The organism is Denitrificimonas caeni, assembly GCF_027498055.1.
Taxonomy (GTDB): Bacteria; Pseudomonadota; Gammaproteobacteria; order Pseudomonadales; family Pseudomonadaceae; genus Denitrificimonas.
The window spans coordinates 1,850,792-1,874,356 of sequence record NZ_CP114976.1 but is presented as its reverse complement, the minus strand read 5'-3'; the positions used below and the strand labels follow the sequence as shown (position 1 = coordinate 1,874,356).

18 protein-coding genes are annotated in these 23,565 nt (G+C 47.4%); 14 read left to right on the top strand and 4 right to left on the bottom strand.

Annotated elements, in window-relative coordinates; all coding sequences use genetic code 11:
* Nucleotides 1-1,605, bottom strand: coding sequence for an antiporter (locus tag O6P33_RS08885; RefSeq protein WP_269817431.1), 1,605 nt, complete (start codon nt 1,603-1,605; stop codon nt 1-3).
* A 320-nt stretch (nt 1,606-1,925) separates the two neighbouring features.
* On the opposite strand from O6P33_RS08885, the gene O6P33_RS08880 reads away from it, so the two are divergent.
* The 14 genes from O6P33_RS08880 to O6P33_RS08815 all read left to right on the top strand — a co-directional run bounded on the left by O6P33_RS08880 (nt 1,926) and on the right by O6P33_RS08815 (nt 21,346).
* Complete coding sequence (locus tag O6P33_RS08880) at nt 1,926-3,767, top strand: histidine kinase (RefSeq protein ID WP_269817430.1); 1,842 nt, start codon at nt 1,926-1,928, stop codon at nt 3,765-3,767.
* Nucleotides 3,768-3,780: 13 nt separating this feature from the next.
* Nucleotides 3,781-4,437: a two-component system response regulator NarL gene (gene narL / locus O6P33_RS08875; protein WP_420094938.1), complete on the top strand. Its 657-nt coding sequence runs from the start codon at nt 3,781-3,783 to the stop codon at nt 4,435-4,437.
* A gap of 305 nt (nt 4,438-4,742) precedes the next feature.
* Entirely contained in the window at nt 4,743-5,276 is a 534-nt protein-coding gene (locus O6P33_RS08870; protein WP_269817429.1) for a DUF2478 domain-containing protein, read from the top strand.
* Nucleotides 5,273-6,067, top strand: coding sequence for a class I SAM-dependent methyltransferase (locus O6P33_RS08865; protein ID WP_269817428.1), 795 nt, complete (start codon nt 5,273-5,275; stop codon nt 6,065-6,067). Before O6P33_RS08870 ends, O6P33_RS08865 begins: the two co-directional genes overlap by 4 nt.
* Before the next feature lie 171 nt (nt 6,068-6,238).
* Nucleotides 6,239-7,045: a TOBE domain-containing protein gene (locus O6P33_RS08860; protein ID WP_269817427.1), complete on the top strand. Its 807-nt coding sequence runs from the start codon at nt 6,239-6,241 to the stop codon at nt 7,043-7,045.
* Between the two features lie 222 nt (nt 7,046-7,267).
* Nucleotides 7,268-10,087 carry a DEAD/DEAH box helicase family protein gene (locus O6P33_RS08855; protein WP_269817426.1) on the top strand — a complete coding sequence of 940 codons (2,820 nt, stop codon included), beginning with the start codon at nt 7,268-7,270 and terminating at the stop codon, nt 10,085-10,087.
* On the top strand, nt 10,087-11,535 hold the full coding sequence (locus tag O6P33_RS08850; RefSeq protein ID WP_269819500.1) for a restriction endonuclease subunit S: 1,449 nt from the start codon (nt 10,087-10,089) through the stop codon (nt 11,533-11,535). The genes O6P33_RS08855 and O6P33_RS08850 overlap by 1 nt, the downstream gene beginning before the upstream one ends.
* Nucleotides 11,532-12,776, top strand: a complete 1,245-nt coding sequence (locus O6P33_RS08845; protein WP_269817425.1) for an SIR2 family anti-phage-associated protein — start codon at nt 11,532-11,534, stop codon at nt 12,774-12,776. Before O6P33_RS08850 ends, O6P33_RS08845 begins: the two co-directional genes overlap by 4 nt.
* The gene (gene herA, locus O6P33_RS08840) at nt 12,766-14,523 is read left to right on the top strand and encodes an anti-phage-associated helicase HerA (protein ID WP_269817424.1); all 1,758 of its coding nucleotides are present in this window, start codon (nt 12,766-12,768) and stop codon (nt 14,521-14,523) included. Before O6P33_RS08845 ends, herA begins: the two co-directional genes overlap by 11 nt.
* Nucleotides 14,520-14,738 (top strand): helix-turn-helix domain-containing protein, encoded by a 219-nt coding sequence (locus O6P33_RS08835; protein ID WP_269817423.1) that lies wholly within the window; start codon nt 14,520-14,522, stop codon nt 14,736-14,738. Before herA ends, O6P33_RS08835 begins: the two co-directional genes overlap by 4 nt.
* A gap of 26 nt (nt 14,739-14,764) precedes the next feature.
* A complete protein-coding gene (locus O6P33_RS08830) occupies nt 14,765-15,763 on the top strand; it encodes an AAA family ATPase (protein ID WP_269817422.1) in 999 nt (332 codons plus the stop codon).
* A gap of 15 nt (nt 15,764-15,778) precedes the next feature.
* Complete coding sequence (locus tag O6P33_RS08825; RefSeq protein WP_269817421.1) at nt 15,779-18,301, top strand: S8 family peptidase; 2,523 nt, start codon at nt 15,779-15,781, stop codon at nt 18,299-18,301.
* Entirely contained in the window at nt 18,291-19,859 is a 1,569-nt protein-coding gene (locus tag O6P33_RS08820) for a Fic family protein (protein WP_269817420.1), read from the top strand. Before O6P33_RS08825 ends, O6P33_RS08820 begins: the two co-directional genes overlap by 11 nt.
* Nucleotides 19,859-21,346, top strand: a complete 1,488-nt coding sequence (locus tag O6P33_RS08815) for an HsdM family class I SAM-dependent methyltransferase (protein WP_269817419.1) — start codon at nt 19,859-19,861, stop codon at nt 21,344-21,346. Before O6P33_RS08820 ends, O6P33_RS08815 begins: the two co-directional genes overlap by 1 nt.
* Nucleotides 21,347-21,601: 255 nt before the next feature.
* On the opposite strand, the gene glp is transcribed toward O6P33_RS08815, so the two are convergent.
* Genes glp through O6P33_RS08800 form a run of 3 tightly spaced genes read right to left on the bottom strand, consistent with a single transcriptional unit; the run spans nt 21,602 to nt 23,556 of the window.
* Entirely contained in the window at nt 21,602-22,831 is a 1,230-nt protein-coding gene (gene glp / locus O6P33_RS08810; protein WP_269817418.1) for a gephyrin-like molybdotransferase Glp, read from the bottom strand.
* Nucleotides 22,832-23,302 (bottom strand): molybdopterin synthase catalytic subunit MoaE, encoded by a 471-nt coding sequence (gene moaE / locus O6P33_RS08805; RefSeq protein WP_269817417.1) that lies wholly within the window; start codon nt 23,300-23,302, stop codon nt 22,832-22,834.
* Between the two features lie 5 nt (nt 23,303-23,307).
* Nucleotides 23,308-23,556, bottom strand: coding sequence for a MoaD/ThiS family protein (locus tag O6P33_RS08800; RefSeq protein ID WP_269817416.1), 249 nt, complete (start codon nt 23,554-23,556; stop codon nt 23,308-23,310).
* Nucleotides 23,557-23,565: the final 9 nt, after the last annotated feature.

Genomic DNA, 23,565 nt, shown 5'->3' with positions numbered 1-23,565 from the left:
TTAAGGGTTTTGTACGTAGGCATTTTTACGTAGGTAGAACCACCAGTTAAGGACCAAGCACAGCGCGTAGAACACGGCAAAACCGTACATTGCTACTTCTGGCGTGCCTGCTTTAATTTGCTCACCAATCACAATGGGGGCCACGAATGAACCGTAAGCGGCAATGGCTGAAGTCCAGCCTAAAACGGGGCCCGCTTGCTCACGGTTATAAATCACGCCAATGCTGCGGAAGGTTGAACCGTTACCAATCCCAGAGGCTGCGAAAAGGATTAAGAACAGACTAATAAAGGCAAAGAAGTAGGTTTCTGGGGCTGTGGAGCTGTATGCCAGCTGTAGGGTGTAACCCAAGGCCACCGAAGCAATCACCATGATCAAAGTGATAATTTGCGTCACTAAAGAGCCGCCCACTTTGTCAGAAATCCAGCCACCAATCGGGCGGGTTAGCGCACCTAGGAAAGGCCCGATCCAAGCGTAAGTTAGCGCGCTAGGGGCGTTGGGGTTGGCCACACGGGTAATGGTGCCGTCGGCCGCCACTTCGTTCATATAACCAAAGATCACGGTGATCGACAGTGGCAAGGCCATGGAGAAGCCAATGAAAGAACCAAAGGTCAGAATGTAAAGAATGCTCATTGACCAGGTGTGCTTGTCTTTGAAAATCTCAAACTGGCGCTTGATGTTGGGCTTAATACTGCCTGGCACTAAGCGTAATAAGCCCAGGGTGCTGAACATAATCAGTGGCATCGCAATCCACATATTCAGCACGCCAAGACCAATGGGCTCTGGTAGGTAGAGGTATAAGCCAATCACTGAGGTAACAAAGCTGATGGCGTATAGGCCAAGAATTTTGCTGAAAGCGCTTAAAGGTGTGCCTGGGTTAGGGGTAATCGGCAGCAAGTTGTTCATGCCAAACCAACTGATGGCGATCAGCGGGATTAAAAATACCAGCCAAATCCAGCCGGCGTTTTGAATCCAAGTAGCTGAACCTGCAGGAATGCGACCAATTAAGGTGCCACTGTCTTTCATTAGCTCCATGGAGCCACCACCAATTGCCCCAAAAATCCCCATGGTCATCACTAGAGGGATAACAATTTGCATGGTGGTGACGCCAAAGTTACCCAGACCAGCATTTAAACCCAGCGCTAAGCCTTGTTGGCTTTTCGGGAAGAAACCACTGATGTTGCTCATGGAGCAGGCAAACTTACCGCCACCAATACCTGAGAGCAGTGCCAGTAACTGGAAGACCCACAGTGGCGTGTTGGTATCTTGCAGCGCCATACCGGTACCAAAGGCAGGAATGATCAGCAGAATGGTGTTGAGCACGATAGTATTGCGGCCACCGGCAATACGGATCATAAAAGAGGCCGGAATACGGAAGGTGGCACCGGCTAACCCAGAAATTGCGGTTAGGGTAAATAGCTCAACTGGGGTAAAGGGGAAACCTAAGTTGAGCATCTGTACGGTGATGATGCCCCACATCAGCCAGATGGCGAAGCCAAGTAGCAGGTTGGGAATCGATAGCCAAAGGTTGCGGTTGGCGATTTTTTTACCGGTCGACTCCCAGAACACGGGGTCTTCCACGTCCCACTTTTCTATATTATTGCTCATAGTATGACTCTCCAACGCACAGGTCTTGCAAAAAGGATAGCTTTGCACTGACTTGCACTGTAGAAGCATGGAGAGCTAACTCAATTGATCTGCGTCACTATTTACCTTGTAATAATATGCTTAAGAATGATCTATACCTACTTATATATAACTCCATAATAGTAAAAAGCTCAATAAAATCAACGCATTAGTTATTATGACTGTGTTTTTTTTACAGAAAAGTAGCCCTTGGAAATAAAGGGGTATAGCGGTGGTTTACAGTGCGCTACTACTGAATAATCAGCTCAAGCATGTTTTAAGGCCATTTTCTAAGGTTACTTATGCAAACAGCACAACCTCCTCTAATGCATTTAACGCAGTCACTGGCCGTGCGCACTTTGCTGGCTTTTACCCTGATTATTGGGGTGATGTTGATCAGTATGCTTGGCGGGATGTATCTTTCTGAATCCGTGCGCAGTGATGCCGAGGCGCTGAATAAGGCCGGTAGTTTGCGTATGCAGGCGTACCGTTTAGCACTTCTGACGGGAGATCCAGAACGGCAAAGCTTGCCTATATATGTTTCTGAGTTTGAAACGGCTCTAACGACGCCAGCGATAATGGCGGTTGTGGGCGATAAGGCACAAGGCAGCTTGTCCATTAAGTACGAGTTAGTACAGCGTCAGTGGCGTCAACTTATGCTGCCTTTATTGCTGCAGACGCCTCCAGATAAAACCGCCTTTCGCAAAGAAGTGCCGGTTTTTGTGGAGTTGCTGGATAACTTTGTCGGCGATCTACAAGTTGAGTCTGAACGCAAGCTTTCGATGATTCGTGCTTTATTTATTACGGCACTATTTGTCACCGTGTTGATTGGGTTTATTGTGATACTCGGGGTTAATAATGCGCTATTGATGCCTTTGCAGGAGTTGGTTGAACTCGCAAAAAGTATTGGTCGCGGCTCGTTTCAGGGGCGTGCCAAAGTCTCAGCACGCAATGAGTTGGGGGTGTTAGCATGGACGCTGAATCAAATGAGTGCAGAACTGTCCGGCTTGTACGATAATTTAGAAAGAAAAGTGGACGAGAAAACCGCAGAACTGCAGAGCAGCAACCGCAGTTTAGAGTTGCTGTTTAATAGTGCACGCAGCCTATATAAGACCAGTGTTGATCCATTGCTGATATTTGCTGACTTGATGCAACCCATTGAGCAAACCCTTGGCTTGGGGCCGGTTTCCTTGTGCTTAACTCACCCAACAGACAACCCTAAGAGCGAAGCCCATACTGCTTTGACAGCACTGCGGGGGCAAACGCCCGCATACTGTAATTTGCCTAACTGTGCACAGTGCCCCTTGATTATAAACCAAGGGGTTATTCCAAGCGGTGCGCAAGTCGTGAGTTTTGTCTTAGAGAACGAGCATGGGCATTTTGGGGATTTACGTATTGAAGTGCCACTAGGTATGCACATGCAAGGGTGGCAAACTCAACTTATTGAAGCCTTGACTGAGCTTTTTTCTGCCTCTTTAAGTTTGAATCAACTTGGTCAGAATCAAGCGCGTATTGCTTTGATGGAAGAGCGAGCAGTGATTGCTCGAGAGTTGCATGACTCGTTAGCACAAGCACTGTCGTATCAGAAAATTCAAGTTACTCGCTTAAGAAAACAAGTTGCTGCAAACTTCTCCAAAGAGGATATAAACCTTACCTTGACTGATGTTCAAGAGGGTTTAAACAGCGCGTATAGGCAGCTACGCGAGTTGCTAGTGACCTTCCGTATTAAGCTCGAGGAGCCTGGTCTATATGCTGCAATAGATGCAACTGTCCAAGAGTTTAGTGGCCATTCTGGAGTGGATATCCAGCTCGATTATGCTTTAGAACATTGCCCTCTAACACCGAATGAAGAAATCCACTGCATGCAAATTATTCGGGAAGCGCTTAGTAATGTGATCAAGCACGCTCAAGCGCAACTGTGCAAATTGACTTTGCATCAGGATGACGATGGTTATATACATATTAGTATCAATGATGATGGTATTGGCATCAATACAGAACAGAGCCCCACGGGACACTACGGGTTAAGCATATTAACCGAGCGAGCACAGAGCTTATTAGGAAAATTGAACATTAGTCGCTTGCAGCCAGGAACGCGCATTCATATGCGGTTTTTACCTCAGTACAAACGCAATCAATTATAACTGGAGAGTAAACTTGAGTTGTTTAGAGAGTCAAAAAACACGGATTATGCTAGTGGATGACCATCCAATGCTACGTCGTGGTTTGAGTGATCTGCTATCCATGGAGGATGATCTATTGCCTGTTGCTCAAGCAAGCTCAGGCGAAGAAGCGTTAATGTTAGTCGAGCGCCACGAGCTGGACCTGGTTCTGCTGGATCTCAATATGCCGGGTATGGATGGTATTGAAACCATTCGCGCCTTACGTGCTGCTGGGGTAGATACCCGCATTGTGATTTTCAGTGTTTCCGATGATCATGCTGATGTTCTTGAGGCATTGCGTGAAGGGGCTGATGGTTACTTGCTCAAGGATATGGAGCCGGAGGAGTTAATAGAGCAAATTCGCTTAGCTGCCCAGGGAAAAATGGCGTTAAGCTCCGAGCTGACTCAAGTTTTAGCCGAAGCTATTCGCGGCCGGCCTAAGGCAAGCGCAGCACATCCATCGATGCTAACTAAACGCGAAAAAGATGTACTTAAACTGATTGCTAAAGGTCAGAGCAATAAGATGATTGCGCGCAGTCTAGATATTGCTGAAGGCACAGTGAAAGTTCATGTCAAACGCTTGCTGAGTAAGCTAGGTATGCGCTCCCGGACTGAAGCTGCGGTTTGGGTGGTGGAAAACGAGCTTATTTAAGCTGTGTTGGACGTACTTGCCGGCAAGCCTGACTTTTTAAAGACCCAGTCTCTTTGAGTGCACATATATGAACCTGTTGGCGCTCATTGATAGGGATAGATATAAAGGGGTACCCCCCCCCTACAGTTTTTATGGCTTGTTGAGCGTTTTCGAGTATCGTTATGTTTTTAATTATACAACGGTTTGGCGGGGCTCGTATGCAGCAAGGGAAATATACAAGCAGATGGCTATTCGATGCCAGAGCGTACCTGGTTTGCTGGCGCAAACTATAGTTTTTAATTTTACTTAATTTAAGAGGCAGCCCCATGCAAATACCCGCAGCAGCGATTGTTCACTCCGGTGATGGAGAAGGTGATGACTTATTGGCCGAACTCTTGGCTGGATGTCAACAACAAGGCTGGCGTGTGCGCGGGTTAACGACTCAACAGGGTAAAGATCCACATGGGGTGTTGCCGATGACTTTACGCGATCTAGATACAGGTGAAACTTTTGTGATTTCCCAGTATTTAGGTCGCAACTCTCGAGGCTGTAATTTAGATATGGGCGGTTTAGCCGAAGCCGGTAAGGTGTTGCGCCAAGCTTTGCATGAGGCGCCTGACTTGGTTTTTGTTAATCGCTTTGGCTACAGTGAAGCGCAAGGGCGTGGTTTAAACCAAGAATTTGCCCAGTTGATCAGTTCAGGTATTCCGGTGTTAACCCTTGTCAGCGAGAAGTACCTTGACAGCTGGCAGTCGTTTTCTGCAGGAATGGCGCAGACCTTACCGCTAGAGCGCAAGGCTATTGAATATTGGCTGGCAACTATTGAGCCAAAAACATTGAAACGAGTAGCGCCTAAATGATTAAATCGATTGATTTTTCCCAGTTGTACCGTGATCACTTAGCCCGCAGTGGCCGGCGATTTAAAACCCCTGAAGACTGGGATGCCAAAGCGGCCAAGATGCGCACTTCAGTCCTGGACAGCGCCTACCGCACGGCGTTTGTCAGTCGGGTCGAGTGCAGCGCAGACGATAGCGTGCTAGATGTAGGCTGTGGCCCGGGCACCATCGCTTTAGCTTTAGCGCCACAGGCCAAATGCGTGTACGGCTTGGATTACAGCCAAGGCATGCTCGATGCGATGCTGGACAATGCCGCTGAGTTACAACTGAGCAATGTGCAGCCGGTGTTAGCTTCCTGGGATGACGATTGGAGCACCGTGCCAGTGTGCGATATTGCCATAGTGTCCCGCGCCAGTATCGTCGCAGATATGGACGATGCCCTGACCAAACTCAATAAGCATGCGCGCAAAAAAGTCTATATGACGCAACTAGTCGGAGGGCTGTTTGCCAGCCGTGAAATAGCCGCGCTACTGCAGCGTGAGGACCGCAGTTTCCCAGACCATATTTACATTATAAATATGCTGTACCAGCGCAATATTTACCCAACCTTGGATTACATAGAGTCGCCCAGTCGCTTAGCCGGCAGCAGCAATGTGGCGGAATTTATCGCTAAAGTCAGCGAGAGTTTTGGCCCGTTAAGTGCTGATGAAGAAGCTCAAGTCACTGCTTGGTATCAGCGCGATCCTGATTACGCCCAGCAAGGCGGTGAGCCCTCGCGTTGGGCGTTTCTAAGTTGGACACCGCCTGCGCATTGACCGTAACTTGATTCTGAGGCGAGTCTGCAGTGGATTACAGGCCGCTGGTATTTTATAGCTGCGAGCAATAGGTTTATGCTGTGCGTTAATTATTCGAGGCCGTGGTTAGTGTTAGGCTCAACAACTTGCCTGCTGATGTAGCGGCTAGCCGGTTAATAGGAAAAAGTAACTATGGTTGAAAACACTGAGTTTGGCCTGCAAGGACAGATTTGGATTACCGCAGGTGATGAAAGCATGGGCGGTCATGGCCGTATTCATTTACTCTCGAAAATTGCTGAGCTGGGCTCGATTTCGCAAGCGGCTAAATCCATGAAGATGAGCTACAAAGCCGCTTGGGATGCAGTAAATCATATGAATAATCTGGCCGGAGAGCCTTTACTGCACCGCACTACCGGCGGTAAAGGTGGCGGCTCCACCACTTTAACCGAGCGTGGCCAGCAACTGATCAGTAATTTCCAGCGTATCGAAGCGGTACATCAGCGTTTTTTACAAGAACTGAGCCAAGACTCGGGCAATATTATTGATGATTTATTTATTTTAAAGAGACTGTCTATGAAAACCAGTGCACGTAATCAGTTTTTTGGTACCGTAAAATCAATCCAGCTCGGCGCCACCAATGATGCGGTTGAGATTGCCATAGCCGGTGGGCAGACTGTGGTCGCCACTGTAACCAGTGAAAGTACTAAAGAACTTGGTTTAGCGGTTGGCAGTGAAGTCTTTGCCCTGATTAAAGCCTCATCCATTATTCTGGTCAGTGAAGCTGAAGATGTACGTTTCTCTGCCCGTAATCAGTTTGCTGGTACGGTCGCTCGCGTGCAACCAGGTGCAGTGAACACTGAGGTCGTGGTTACAGTGGGTGAAAGTACTTTGGCAGTGATTGTTACCAATGACAGTGCTGAGCGTTTAGAGCTTAAAGAGGGCGGTGCAGTGACGGCGATCTTTAAGGCGTCGAGTGTGATTGTGGGTTGTCCGTTGTAAATTATTTTTCTGTAAGAGTGATGAGTTTGCTTTAAGTATCCTTAAATTTAATAGCCCTTAGAAATAGCCCTTAGAAAAGTGGCTGTGTATGAAATCAATAAAATATTATGCTTTACAACTTGTTTTATTAGTAGGTTCGTAAAGCTGTATCTTTGCAGTTGCATCTGAAAATACTTGATAGACTACGTAAGTTATTTTACTGCCTGTACCAAGGACGAAACCATGGTTAATCAATCTCCCGAACAAAAAGCCCGCGATAAAATTGACCTCATGCTTGCTAAGGCAGGCTGGGTTGTACAAGATAAAAATAAAATCAATTTTGCTGCTGCACAAGGTATTGCCGTTCGTGAGTATCAAACCGATGTTGGTCCTGCCGATTACGTGCTCTTTGTAGATAATAAAGCCGTAGGTGTAATTGAAGCCAAGCCGGAAGCTTGGGGCGAGAAAATCACGACTGTGGAAGACCAGTCTCAAGGTTATGCCAACGCCAGCTTAAAGTGGGTTAACAACAAAGAAGCCTTACGCTTTGTCTATGAAAGCACAGGTGTTATCACACGCTTTACTGATGGGGCCGATCCTTATCCGCGTTCGCGGGAAGTATTTAATTTTCACCGTCCAGAATCTTTAGCAAGTTGGTCGCGAGAAGAAAAAAGCTTACGCGCTCGTTTGCAAGAGATGCCGCCATTACCAACGGATGGACTGCGCGACTGTCAAATAACCGCCATTACCAACCTTGAACAATCGCTCAAAGAAGATCGACCGCGTGCATTAATTCAAATGGCCACGGGTGCAGGAAAAACCTTCACCGCCATTACTGCCAGCTATCGCTTGTTAAAAGAGCCCGTTAACGCCAAGCGTATTTTGTTTTTGGTCGACACTAAAAACTTAGGTGAGCAAGCTGAACAAGAGTTTATGACCTTTGTGCCCAATGACGATAACCGTAAATTCACCGAGCTTTATAGTGTGCAGCGCTTGAAAAGCTCGCACATCAGTACCGATTCACAGGTTTACATCAGCACCATTCAACGCATGTATTCCATGCTAAAAGATGAACCGTTAGACGATGCGCTCGAAGAGCAAAACCCCGCTGAACAGTTAACCAAGCCTAAAGAGCCGCTGCCGGTGGTCTATAACGCAAAAATTCCGCCTGAGTTTTTCGATGTCATTATTATCGACGAATGCCACCGCTCTATTTATAACCTCTGGCGGCAAGTCATTGAATATTTTGATGCCTATTTAGTGGGCTTGACCGCCACACCCGATGAGCGCACTTACGGCTTCTTCCGTAAAAACGTAGTCAGTGAATACAGCCATGAAAAAGCCGTTGCCGATGGTGTGAACGTGGGCAATGAAGTGTTCATTATCGAGACGGAGAAAACCACCCAAGGCGGCAAAATCACCGCCAAGCAGCATGTTGAAAAGCGCGAACGCACCACGCGCCGCAAACGCTGGGAGATGCAAGACGAAGAGCAAGCCTACAGCGCCAAACAGCTGGATCGTGACATTGTAAACCCAGATCAAATTCGTACTGTTATTAAAACTTTTAAAGAATCCTTACCGGTTATTTTTCCTGGGCGCACTGAAGTACCCAAAACCTTAGTATTCGCCAAAACCGACAGCCACGCTGATGATATTATTCAAATCATTCGCGAGGAGTTTGGCGGCGGTAATCAATTCTGTAAAAAAGTAACCTACCGTGTAGCGAATGATAAATTAGATACAGAGGGCAAAGTGCTAGAAGAGGGCGAAGACCCTGCGGCCATTCTTGCCCAGTTACGCAATGATTATTACCCGCGCATTGCCGTTACCGTCGATATGATCGCCACCGGCACAGATGTTAAAGCACTCGAATGCCTATTATTTATGCGTGATGTAAAAAGCAAAAACTACTTCGAGCAAATGAAAGGGCGTGGCACGCGCACCCTCGATAAAGACAGCTTACAAAAAGTAACCCCATCGGCGACAAGTGCAAAAACCCACTATGTGATTGTCGATGCTATTGGCGTCACCAAGTCTATGAAAACCGCTAGCCGGCCACTGATTACTAAACCCAGCGTGGCGCTGAAAGATTTAGCCATGGGCGTGATGATGGGCGCGAGCGACAGCGATACCGTGTCATCACTGGCTGGGCGCTTAGCGCGGCTCGATAAACAGCTCGATGACAAAGAGCGCGCCCGCATCGCCAAACAAGCAGGCGGTGTACCTTTATTAGCCATTGTTGGCGAGCTATTTAACGCCATCGATGGAGACCGCGTAGAACAAAAGGCTTTAGAAATTGCTGGTTTGCCAGAAGGCGCTGACCCCGGCGATAGCCATCGAGATAAAGCACAGCAAGCGTTAGTGGGCGAAGTCGCCAAAGTGTTTAATGGCGAACTGATAGAGCTCATTGACAGCATTCGCCGTGATAAAGAGCAAACCGTCGTGCACGATGATTTAGATGACCTCATCAAAGCAGAGTGGGCAGGCGACACCACAGAAAATGCCAAGGTATTAACCCAAGAGTTTGCCGACTACCTAAAGGAAAAAGCAGCCGAGCAAGCAGATAAAATTGACGCACTAAGCATTTATTTCCATACCCCGGCGCGTCGCAGTGAAGTCACTTATTTACAAATCAAAACCTTGTTGGATGTGATTAAACAAGAGCGCCCCAAACTGGCACCGCTGCGTATCTGGCAAGCCTATGCCCACTTAGACAGCTATAAAGGCGATAACCCCTTAACCGAGCTGACCGCCTTAGTAGCGTTGATCCGCCGCGTATGCGGTATCGACAGGAGTATCACGCCGTTTAATGCCACCGTGCGTAAAAACTTTCAACGCTGGATTATGCAATACCACTCAGGCAACAGCGAAAAATTTAACGAACAACAAATGGCGTGGTTGCATATTATTCGCGACCATATCGCCAGCTCGTTTCATTGCGAACGCGAAGACCTTGAAATGGCACCCTTTGATTCACAAGGTGGGCTAGGAAAAATGTACCAATTATTTGGGGATAAAATGGATTGGGTTATTGAAGTGATGAATCGGGAGCTGGTGGCGTGATGATTGAAACTAACCTCGGTCAGGTAACGTTTATCACTACCGGTAAATTAGATGCAAATGCACAGGACGCCAACGGACTTTATCCCTTTTTCACTTGCGGCGAAGAAAATTTAACCATAAACACAGCTGCCTTTGACACTGAAGCTGTTTTACTGGCGGGCAATGGAAATTTCAGCGTTAAATATTACAAGGGTAAATTTAATGCGTATCAGCGAACCTACGTCATTGAACCAAACATGGTGGATGGAAAGTGGCTCTATTATTTAGTCATGCACCATATCGCGAAAATAACGGCAGGGGCTCGTGGGTCGACTATCAAGTACCTAAGAATCGGTGACATTACGGATTGCTCGGTGAACTTAGTTTCGCTGACCCACCAAAAACGCATCGTAGCAAAAATTGAAGAACTCTTCTCTGAGCTGGATAACGGCATCGCCGCGCTCAAGTCCGCTCGGGAGCAACTCAAAGTCTACCGCCAGGCCGTGCTTAAACATGCTTTTGAAGGCAAGCTCACCGCAAAATGGCGTGAAGAGAATGCCGATAAGCTGGAATCCCCCGAACAGTTCCTCGCCCGCATTCACCAAGAACGCGAAGCTCGATACCAGCAACAACTGGAAGAATGGAAAGCAGCGGTAACGGCCTGGGAAGAGAATGGTAAAGAAGGGAAAAAGCCGAGTAAGCCAAAAGAGCCTGAAAAAGCACAATTTGAAGATGCGAAATTTCAAATTCCAATTAGTTGGGCGACCACAAAACTTGGATTTATTACTGAGGTTAGTGGTGGTTTAACTAAAAACCAAAAACGTAATACCCTTCCCCAAAAAATGAAATATCTGAGGGTGGCAAATGTTTATGCCGATAAACTTTTGCTTGATGATATTCAAGAAATTGGAGTGACCGAAGCTGAGGCAATAAAAGTTTCACTTGTTCTAAACGATCTGCTCGTTGTTGAAGGTAATGGTAGCGTAGACCAAATCGGTCGTGTGGCACTATGGGACGCAAGCATCGAGAATTGCGGCCATCAAAATCACCTTATCAGAGTTCGTTTCGATAATCCGGATTATGCTAGATTTATCATGCTATTCTTATTGTCACCTATTGGAAGGGATTTAATTGTAAAGGAGGCAAGTTCAACTTCCGGGCTACATACACTTAGCATTTCAAAAGTTTCTAATCTACAAATCCCCTTGATTTCATTATCTGAATCTGATCAGTTGATGAAGATTGTTGATGAAAAGCTTACTTTGGCATCAAAATTTGAAAGTGAATTAGACACAGAGCTTCAAAGGGCCGAAACCCTCCGTCAATCCATTCTGAAAAAAGCCTTCTCCGGCCAGTTGGTGCCGCAAGACCCAAATGATGAACCGGCTAGTGAGCTGTTGGCACGTATACAAGCTGAAAGAGAAGCCACCAAAACAAAGAGCACTAAAAAGGCAAGGAAGGCAAAATGACTATTGTCTGTTTACGGGGCGACACCGCTTTAGACGAGCAGGATTTACGGGCACACTTGGCGGCTATGCTGCGCCTAGAAAACACAGCGGTGCTGCTTGGCGCTGGAGCGTCCGTCGCTGCTGGTGGCATGACCATTATGCAGCTTTGGAAGGGCTTCATCCGTGATCACGCTGATACTGCGGCAAGATTTGCGAATGATGGGTTCATCGCGCAGGAAGATGCCGTTTTAGTCAACTTTGAAGGAAACAACCCCAGAGCGCTACCCAATATAGAGATTCTTCTGGATCAGTTGGAAATGGCGCAGATTGACTGGCAGCGCCGTAAACCTGCCAGTAGGAATTTAAAAACCCTCAAAAGCGATATTGCGCTTCTACTTAAATGCGTGGTTAAAGCAGCCATACTGGATGAAGATTCATGGGCGAAACCACCGGCATTTGATCGTTTACCTTATCACGTGAAATTGCTGCAACGCTTGATTGGCGCTCGACAGCCCGGACAGGCAAGCCCGTGGGTGTTTACTACAAACTACGATCTCGCTGTTGAGTGGGCAGCAGAATCCGTAGGGATACACACGCATACCGGGTTTGTCGGCATTCATAATCGCACATTCTCGCCACAATCCTTCGACTTGGGATATCGGAACATCAATGCCAAAGGTGAGGCCCGGTTTGGCTGTAATGATGTTTACTTGGCAAAACTACATGGCTCGCTAACCTGGCAATGTACTGACGGCGAATATCGTGAGCTGGCTGCACCTGAAGCTTGGCCAAACCTCAAAAAAATCGCTGATGGCGTGGAAGCAGTAGATGAGTCACTGATGGTTTTCCCCAGGGCAGCGAAATATTTGCAGACCGTTGGTTTTCTGTCTGGCGAGCTGTTCCGCCGATTCTCCGACTTTCTGGCCAGGCCACAAAGCTGCATCATTTTGACAGGCTATTCGTTTGGCGATGACCATATCAACCGTCTTCTACGTTCCGCGCTGCTTAATCCAACGCTGCAAGTCATAGTGTTTCTGCCAGAATTTACAGGCACTGACCCAGCACAGCTTGGGGTACTCAAGCCTGAAGTGAAGCGGCTAATCGCTCTGAAATCGCCTCGCCTGACTTTTGTGGGCGGTGGCGCAAATGCATATTTCAATCACATGGTCGACTTCCTGCCGGATCCTATGCTCTACGACCTAAAGGAGCAGGAATTTCGAGACCGAATAAAAGCGATAAGCGGTGACGAAGATGCTGAGTAGAACCGCTATTGGCTATGTCGTTCAGATTGATGGCGGCCAGGTCACGCTTAATCTACTGGATCACCATCGTGGACAAATGGCGAGTCACTATCAAGGTGTCACTCCGGTAGGCGAAGTTGGCGGTCTGTTGGTGCTCGATGGGGGGTATCGGCTTTTTGTGCTGAAAATTTCTGGCTTAAATTTTTCGGAACCCAAAGAGATTCATCGCCCTTCCGCAAGCAATCAGAGTCATAATGGCCAGCCTTTGCGTCATTTGCACGGCACGGTAATTGGTTGGGTAGAAGCAGGAAGGTTTGTATCCGACAATTTGGCATCACCGCCTTTGGGAGCAGAAGCCTTTCCACTAACAGGTGAAGAGTCCCAAATTGTAATTGGAGGGCCTGAGCCTGACGGACCCATTACACTTGGTACCGAGTATAAAACAGGGAATAGTGTTAGAACTGGGCTAAACCGACTCTTGGCGCAGCATATTGCTGTTCTAGGAAGCTCAGGCCAAGGTAAAAGCTGCTTTACTGCAGCCGTATTACAGCAACTTGCAGATATGCCGAACTCCCGCATTGTGATATTCGATATTAATGGGGAGTACGATCGCGCATTCAGAAGATCTGAGAGCGCGATCGCTGCGGACGACATGGAATGCAGACTGCCCGAAGGTGCCTATCAGCATACCGTTATAGGTGAAGATGCCGATGGTGCACAAGGGTATCGTATTCCCTATTACGCACTCGGCAGACAGGGCCTCAATCGGCTTCTGTTACCAAGTGAAAAAACACAACGTCCCGCATTATCATTTGCCATTGACAACTTGAAATATGTTCATTGGCATCCGGCTCAGAGAGGCGCATCGATCGATGGTGTTAACCCTGTTCTTTTTGATGATTGTCGCCAAAATGGTGCTGCGGATGCTGATCGTGCAATCAATACCCTCAGAGAACGCCAAGGCCAGCTCGCTCAAAATTGGCCTCACATGGCGGCTCTATCGGCTTTAGTTGCAGAAAGTCATAGCTTAGCCCCTAACAATAGAGGTGCTATTGAGCGAAATGGTTTTCAATATGGCAACGTCTCACCTCTTATCACCCGGGTCCATCGCCTCGTCGACGATGAGATGCTTCGAGCGGTCGTTGACGTAAGCGGTGGCGCTTCAGTCAATGGTGGCAATCTTGATATGCGAGCGGAGGGGGAATACCTCGTCGACAAAATCTTTGGCTGTGCGAATACTCAGTGGCGTGTGCACGTTGTAAACCTTCGCCAAGTTCCTCAAGACTTAATGCCCCTGGTGCTTGGCTCGATGCTAGAGCTTTATTCTCAAGTCCTGTTCCGCCGCGGACAGGGAAACAGCCCTGCCACATTGCTCGTGCTTGAAGAGGCGCATCACTATCTACGGCCCGTGCCTGATGGTGATTCTGGAGCGTCATCGCTTGCTTATGAGCGATTAGCAAAAGAAGGACGTAAGTTTGGGCTTTCACTGTGGCTTAGCACACAAAGGCCGTCCGAGGTCTCGCCAACGGTTTTATCTCAGTGCAATACTTGGGTGTCTTTTCGGCTAACGTCGGAGCAAGATTTGCGCGTGATTGCATCAGCTTGTGAATGGGCTGACAAACGCGAGGTGTCTCGCATCGCCGGTCTACCTAGGCAACATGCTTTACTGATGGGGGGGGCTGTAGCTTTGCCAACCTGTATCAAGGCAATGACCGCAGACCCAACACCCAAGTCTGAAGATGGCAAATTTGATGGCTGGATTGAATGACTATTGCCAAACTCCCCATCAACTTAACCAACCTACTGCACCAGCGCACTATCGAAAGCGAGCGCGTGGAGTATAAAGCAGGCTGGAACCCTGAAAGGATCGTGCACACGCTGTCTGCCTTTGCTAATGATTTTTACAATTTTGGTGGTGGTTATGTGGTGACGAGATTGATGAAAATATCTGTTTATAGGGTTGTTGCAGTTTCTCAGTTATAATCAGCGCCAACTGAGAGGTATATTTAATGGCTAGCGCAAATCAACTTAAAGCATTGCTTCAGTCACATTTGGAAGGCGACGATGCTCGCTTTTATTCTGTGGCGATGCAGGTTGCTGCCCATGAAGCAAAGCTCGGGCATGGCAAGCTTGCTGAAGAGCTGCGTGACTTAATTGATCAAGCTAAAGCGCGCCGAGTAACCACGCAAGCAAGTAATACGGTGCCTATAAGTAAGCCTCGTGGTGAATTAGCTAATTTATTAACCGTTAGCTATCCAAAATCACGTCTTGCTGACATGGTGCTGCATGCTGAGCTAGAGCAACAGCTTGAACGTATTATTCTTGAGCAGCGCCATGCTGCCGAGATTTTGTCTCAAGGTTTACAACCTCGCCGAAAACTATTGTTAGTTGGGCCGCCAGGTACTGGCAAAACTATGACGGCAGCGGTATTAGCTGGTGAGTTAGGCCTACCTCTCTTCGAAGTACGTCTCGATGGATTAATTACTAAGTTTATGGGTGAAACGGCAGCCAAGCTGCGTCAGGTTTTTGATTCGACCCAGCAAACCCGTGGGGTGTATTTTTTCGATGAGTTTGATGCTATCGGCTCGCAGCGTGGCTTGAGTAATGATGTGGGTGAAGTCAGGCGTATTTTAAATAGTTTTTTGCAAATGATTGAACAAGACGATTCGCACAGCCTAATTATTGGCGCAACCAATCACCCTGAAATTCTAGATAATGCACTTTTCCGTCGCTTTGATGACCTTTTGCACTATGAGCTGCCAGATGAAGAGCATATTGCCAGCGCATTAAAAGGCCGACTTTCGCGTATGGCGGTTAAAAATACGTCTTGGAAACGTCTTGCCAAAAAAGCGCTAGGGCTCAGTTATGCAGAGTTAACTAGAGCAGCAGATGAAGTGTTAAAAACTGCTTTGATAGAGCGCAGAAATACGGTTACAGAAAAAGATATTGGCGTAGCTTTAGAGGAAAGGCGCAGACTTTCGGCACGGTTAAACTATAAAGATATTTAAGGATAAGGATGTCTGATGGCTGACAATAAACAGGAAAAACACTCGCATATTGTTTTGCAAGCAAAAGCGAGTGCCGAACGCTTTAGTAGGCCATCACGCCAAATTGATCCTAAACCTATGGTGGATCGAGATCGAACTAGACATGGTTCTACGTTAATAACTCAAGTGCAGAATCTAGAAGCAACGTTTACTCAGGCAGCTGAGGTACAGCGACATGCCGGTATGGACGAAGGCTTCGGGTTGCAAATTGAGTTTGAAAGTTTTCCAGATATTGAATTAGCTTTTGAATCGTTGTCAAGTGAGCGTTCTGGTATTGAGCTACGAAATGTTCGTGATGATCAGAATAAAGTTCTAGCTACAGTTTTTGTGCCTGAAGGTAAGTTAACTTTTTTCGAGAAGCTAATTCTTGCCTATCTAGATGAGGGCAAAGATACTGAAAAAGGCCCTAAAAATCGCAAGTTATTGAATACCATAGCCGAGATACGTGCTGCGACCTTGCAGTCATTATGGACAGATACACCAGAGTCGATGCCAGTGTCAGACACTGAAACGCTTTGGTGGGAAGTATGGCTGCCGGTTAAAAAGGATAGGCAAGCTGTTGCCGCGCAATTTCGCGAAATGGCAGAAAGTTTAGGGTTTGAGTTAGCCGCGGGAGAGTTGATATTCCCTGAGCGAACAGTGCTTCTCGTTTACGGTTCCGTTGGACAAATGAAACGCTCAATGATGACGCTCAATAGCATTGCCGAATTACGTAGGGCAAAAGAAACAGCTGACTTTTTTGATTCCCTAGCACCTAGTGAACAACCTGAGTGGGTTGATGAGTTAAATGCCCGGTTAATAATGCCTTTTGAGGGTGCAGATGTTCCCCATATCTGCCTGCTGGATACAGGTATTAATAATGGCCATCCACTGTTACGGCAAGCTTTAGCAAGAACCGATTTACATACTGTTGAGCCGGGATGGGGAGTGAATGATCAAAACGGGCACGGCACTGAAATGGCTGGTGTCGCATTGTTTGGGAATTTGACTGACGCACTAGTAACGACACAGCTAATTACTGTTGAGCATCGTTTGGAGTCAGTAAAGCTTTTACCTTCGAATGGCGCTAATAGTTCTAATGCGCAACATCATGGCTATCTCACAGTAGAAGCAGTTTCTAGACCTGCAGTTACGGCTCCAAACCGTAAGCGTCTTTTTAGTATGGCGGTTACCGCTAAAGATAATCGTGATAGAGGGCGACCTTCAGCTTGGTCGGCAAGTATTGATCGGCTAACATCTGATGCCAATGAACAAGGTGCAGAGCCAAAATTATTTATTATTTCTGCAGGTAATATTGACGATCCAAATGCTTGGGCAGCTTATCCCAACGGCAATACAACCGATGGCATCCATGATCCAGCGCAAGCTTGGAATGCATTAACAGTAGGGGCGATGACAAACCTGGTAAATATTACCGAGCCTGGTACTCAGAATTATCAACCAATTGCTCCCTTTGGTGGTTTAAGCCCTTTTAGTACAACCTCGCAAACTTGGCAGCCGCATTGGCCACTAAAACCTGATGTGGTATTTGAGGGTGGTAATGCTGCTAAGGACAGGCTTGGAGCAGCTTGGATGCCAAGCTTAAGCGTATTAACCACTAATGCAAAAATTAATGAGCGGCTGTTTACCACTACCAATGCAACCAGTGCCGCATCAGCAGCTGCGGCACGGATGGCAGCACAGTTAATGAGCCATTACCCTGAGCTTTGGCCTGAAACAATTAGAGGGTTAATAGTCCATTCGGCGGAGTGGACTCAGGCTATGAAGGACACTTTCTTGCCCCCTAGAGCGCAACCAAATAAAACTCAGGTCGCTAATTTGATACGTCATTGTGGTTTTGGAGAGCCTAGCATCGAGCGTGCCTTATGGAGTGCAAATAATTCTTTAACTTTGGTGTGTGAAGATTATTTGCATCCCTTTATGCGCGAGGGTAGTGCCGCACCAAAATACAAGGATATGAACCTGCACAATTTGCCTTGGCCGCTGGATGAGCTGGAGTCGTTAGGTAATACAGAGGTAGAGATGCGGGTAACACTGTCTTACTTTATTGAGCCTAATCCGTCAGCTCGTGGTGTAACTTCTCGGTATCGTTATGAGTCGCATGGTTTACGTTTTGAGGTAAAGCGTCCGCTCGAAAGTACACAAGATTTTAGAGCGCGAATTAATGCTAAAGCCCGAGAAGATGTGATCTATACATCTAGTGGTGATAGCGACCCTGCTTGGGTAGTTGGCACTTCAAACCGACATAAAGGCTCGCTGCATTCTGATATATGGAAAGGTAGCGCTGCGGAATTGGCGAGTAGGGGTGAGATTGCTATTTACCCATCCTCAGGATGGTGGAAAAGCAGGCCAGCACTTCAACAATATGATCGAGCTGTGCGTTACTCATTAATTGTTTCAATTAAAGCCCCTGAAGTAGATATTGATTTGTATACACCAATAGCGAATCAATTAACTGTGCCAATCACTAATGCTGTGGTCATTAATAGTGGCGACTAAACTCCCCATCAACCTCGCCAACCTGCTTCACCAGCGCACCATCGAAAGTGAGCGTGTGGAATACAAAGCAGGTTGGAACCCTGAAAGTGTTATCCACACGCTTTCTGCCTTTGCTAATGATTTTCATAATCTCGGCGGCGGTTATGTGGTGATTGGGGTGGCAGAGGACAACGGTCAACCTGTGTTGCCACCCGTGGGTTTAGCGCCAGAACAAATCGATACCATTCAAAAAGAGTTGTTGAATTTGGGCAACTCAGCCATTCAGCCGCCTTACCATCCGCTTACCGCAGTTTACGAGATTGAGGGTAAACATATATTAGTGCTGTGGGCGTTTGGTGGCGAAACACGTCCTTATAAGGCCAAGGTCAGTTTGAGTCAGAAGAAATCCGACTGGGCTTATTATGTTCGCAAACATACCAGTACGGTGAAAGCGACAGGCGAGACAGAGCGCGAGCTGATTTCTTTGGCGGCAACCGTGCCTTTTGATGACCGTTATAAACAAACCGCAACGCTGGATGATTTAGCACCGCACCTCATTCGTGAGTTTCTCACCGAAATCGGCAGTGATTTAGCTAAAGATGCTGCGAATATGTCAGTGGAGCAGTTGGCGCGGCGTTTGAATATTGTCGGTGGGCCGCCTGAGGCGCTATTTCCTAAAAATGTAGGCTTGCTGTTCTTCAATCCGCATCCAGAGCAGTTTTTCCCCGTTACGCAAATTGATGTGGTGTACTTTCCCGAAGGTGCGGGTGGCGATCACTTTGAAGAAAAGATTTTCAAAGGCCCGCTTGGGCGCATTACTCGTGATGCCTTAAGTTATATTAAAGCGCAGTACCTAAAAGAGTTTGTGGTTAAACACCCAGATCGCGCTGAAGCGGAACGCTTTTGGAATTACCCTTACGCCGCCATTGAAGAGGCGGTGGTGAATGCGGTGTATCACCGTTCGTATGAAATTCGCGAGCCAATTGAAGTACGTATTTATAAGCATGAACTAATGGTGCTAAGTTTTCCTGGCCCCGATCGCTCAATTAAATTAGCGGATTTACGGCAAGGTAATGCGGTTAGCCGCCGTTATCGCAATCGCCGCATTGGTGAATTTTTGAAAGAGCTGGATTTAACCGAAGGCCGCTCCACAGGTCTGCCTAAAATGTTCGATAAAATGGCACGCAACGGCTCGCCTAAACCTATTTTTGAAACCGACGAAGACCGCACTTATTTTTTAGTTCGCCTACCTGTGCATGAGAAAGTGGCGGAGCTTGAGCTGGCTAGTGAACAACCTACCCTGGAAGTCACCGCGGAAGTCACCGCGGAAGTCACCGCGGAAGTCACAGATGAATTGGTAGCGCTTTTGAACGTGTTTAAAGGCGAGATGACGCGCACGGAGTTAATGCACGAATTGAGTCTAAAACATGCCGAGCACTTCAGGCTTCATTATTTGAATAAAGGGCTAGAGCTTGAGCTAATCGAAATGACAATTCCCGACAAGCCACGTAGCCGCTTACAAAAATACCGTTTAACCCCACTAGGCAAGCAGGTGCTTGCTGCTAAGGAAGATTATTAATGAACACTGCTTCAATCGTTTCCAGAGTCTGGAGTTTTTGCACTACCTTGCGTGACGACGGCGTGGGCTATGGCGATTATTTAGAACAGCTGACTTACCTGATCTTTTTAAAGATGGCCGATGAGTACAGCAAGCCGCCCTACAGCCGTGATGTGGGTATTCCTCAGCAATACAACTGGCAAGCGTTAACCAGCAAAAAAGGCGCAGAGCTTGAAGTGCTATACGTGGAGATTTTACGCGAACTGGGCAAGCACAAAGGCATGTTAGGGCAGATTTTCACCAAGGCACAAAATAAAATTCAGGATCCTGCCAAGCTGTTTCGCTTAATCGACATGATTGATAGTACCAGCTGGCTGGTGATGGGCGCTGACGTTAAGGGCGATATTTACGAAGGTATTTTAGAACGGAACGCAGAAGATACTAAGTCTGGAGCAGGGCAGTACTTTACTCCAAGGTCATTAATTCGTGCCATGGTCGAGTGTATTCGTCCTGAGCCGAATAAAACCATTGCAGACCCATCTGCTGGTACAGGTGGATTCTTTCTTGCCGCTTATGACTTTTTGAATAATCCTGAAAACTATCGTTTAGATAGGGATCAGAAGTATTTTCTAAAGCACAATACTTTTTCCGGTAATGAAATTGTCGCCAATACACGTCGCCTGTGTTTGATGAATATGTTTTTGCACAATATCGGCGAGATAGACGGTGAAAGCTTAGTGTCTCCCAACGATGCGCTTATTGCACCTAGTCCGGTCAGCGTCGATTATGTGTTGGCTAATCCACCGTTTGGTAAGAAAAGCTCGATGAGTTTTACTAACGATGAGGGTGAACAAGAAACCGAAGATCTTACTTATAACCGTCAAGATTTTTGGGCAACAACCTCGAACAAGCAGCTTAACTTTGTGCAGCATATTCGCAGTATGCTGAAAACCACAGGTAAGGCCGCTATTGTTGTGCCAGATAATGTTTTGTTTGAGGGTGGCGCAGGTGAAATAATTCGCAAAAAGTTGCTTGAAAATACAACCCTGCATACTGTTTTACGTTTACCCACGGGTATTTTTTATGCGCAGGGTGTTAAAGCTAACGTACTCTTTTTCGATAACCAGCCAGCAAGTCCAGAGCCTTGGACAAAGGACGTTTGGTTTTACGACTACCGGACTAATATTCATCACACGCTGAAAAGAAAAGCCATGCGCTTTGAGGACTTAACTGATTTTGTTAAGTGCTACAACCCAAAGAATATTCATGCTCGAAATGAGACGTGGCATCCAGAAAAAAATCCGGACGGACGCTGGCGTAAATACAGCTATGAAGAGCTGGTAGCCCGTGATAAAACAAGCCTTGATATTTTTTGGCTGAGAGACAAAAGCTTAACAGACTTGGATAATCTTCCTGAGCCAGATGATCTGGCAGAAGAGATCATTGAAAATCTAGAAGCCGGATTAAATAGCTTCAGAGAAGTGCTGGCAGGGTTGGCGAGTAAGTAAATTTAAACAAAGCAGTCGTATTAAAACGGCTGCTTTGTGGAAGTGATGACCAAGTTAAATTAAAAAAGACAAATCTGTCTCCATAACTAGATTTGTTATTAGGTCCGAGAATAACGTTACAATTTAAGCTCGTTAGAAAATATCGCCAACTGTGTGATTTATAGAACACATTAACTTTATTAATAAAAATTTATTAGGTGAATTTACTCTCGACGTTTATAAGGTTGTATTGAGCCTAAACCCAGGCTTTATCAATCACCCCAACAACCCCGCATACCCCACAAATCCCACCAAATCATCTTTCTCCACCGTCTCCTGCGGCTTAATCTCCACTAGCCCATCCGCCCAACTGGCAGCACTGAGCATGGCTGAACTTTGCTTGGGGTGAATCTCTACGTGCAGTTGGCCGTTGTCTTGTAGAGCTAAGCGCGCATGCAGGTATTGCTGGCGGGCACGGGGTTTTTCCCAATCAAAGGCGGCGGGAATATGCAGGGTTTGGTGGTCGCAATTGCTTGCGCCTTGGGCATGCAGCAGTGCAGGGCGAGCAATGATTAATGCGGTGATCAGTGCTGCCGCTGGATTGCCGGGGAGGCCAATCCACGGGGTGTCGCTAACGCTGCCAAAAGCTAAGGGTTTGCCCGGCTGAATCGCGACGCGCCACAGATTGAGTTGGCCCAGTGCGCTGACGGCGTTTTTCAGGTGGTCTTCTTCGCCCACGGAAACGCCACCGCTGCTAATCAACACATCTTGCTCGCGACTGGCCTGTGCAAGGCTGTCGATATTGTGCTGTAAATCATCCGGCATTTTAGGGTAATGAGTGACAGTAAAACCTAAGCCGGTAAAGAGGGCGCTAAGGCTATGGCTATTGATATCGTAAATTTGTCCAGGTTTAAGCGGCTGGCCCAGTTCGCACAGTTCATTGCCGCTACTGATTAAGCCTATCCGTAAAGGTGTATACACCTCAACCTCGGCAAAGCCTTGACTGGCCAGCAGGCCAATTTCTTGCGCCCGTAGACGGGTACCGGCTTCCAATAGTAATTGGCCTTGCTCGATTTCTTCACCGCGACGGCGGATATTGCTGCCCGCTTTACAGCTATTAAACTGAATCTGCTTAGGGCTGATATTACAGTTTTCTTGCGCCACCACAGTGTCGGCACCCAGCGGCACCGGTGCGCCGGTGAGAATATGCATGCATTGACCTGCGGGCAGGCTTTGCTCAGGCTTATCGCCGGCGGCAATCCGTCCGGCTAAAGGCAAACTATTAACCGGCGGCTGCAGATCATTGGCCCGTAACGCATAGCCATCCATCGCACTGTTATCCCACTGCGGTACATCCACTTGGGCATACACCGAGCGGGCTAAAATATGCTGGTGCGCCGCTGACAGCGCTAAGCTTTGCGTTGCGGTTTGGCGTTTGAGGGTGCTTTTTAAGGCACTGATGGCTTGCTCAATACTGTGCAAAGCACCTTGATCGCAGACTGACATTTAGCGGGTTTCCTTATCTGTGGTGTCCCAACGGGCAGCAGCATCAGTGTCGCTATCGCGGCCTTCAACCCAGTGTGTGCCGGTGGCGGTCTGTTCTTTTTTCCAAAATGGCGCGCGGGTTTTCAGGTAATCCATAATAAACTCGCACGCGGCAAAAGCCGCTTCACGGTGCATGCTGGAGGTGGCAACAAATACAATGGGTTCAGCCAATGACAGCGGACCCACCCGATGCAGAATATGTGCATCAATTAATGGCCATCGCTGGAGCGCTTCAGCACGAATTTTCGCCAAGGCTTTTTCGGTCATGCCGGGGTAATGCTCAAGAAACAGCTCTTTAATGCTCTCATCTTGATTGATATCGCGCACATAACCGGTAAAGGTTACCACTGCGCCAACGCTCAGATCGCCAGCATGCACGGCATTGAGCTCAGCGCCAGGATCAAAGGGCGCAGTTTGCACACGAATACTCATGCAGATTAGCCTCCGGTAACCATGGGGAAAAATGCCAGCTCATCGCCGGTCTTAAGTGGCTCTTGTAATGAACAGACATCTTGATTTAGCGCACACATAATGCGCGGATCATTGAGTACCGTCCACACGCCATCGCGGGCAGTAAGAAATTGACGCACATCGTCAATGGTTTGCCAGTCTGTTTGCCAAGGTAGCTGCTCGGATTCGCAGTCCAATTCTTCACGGTAACGGGCTAAAAACTGTACGGTTAACATTGTTACTCT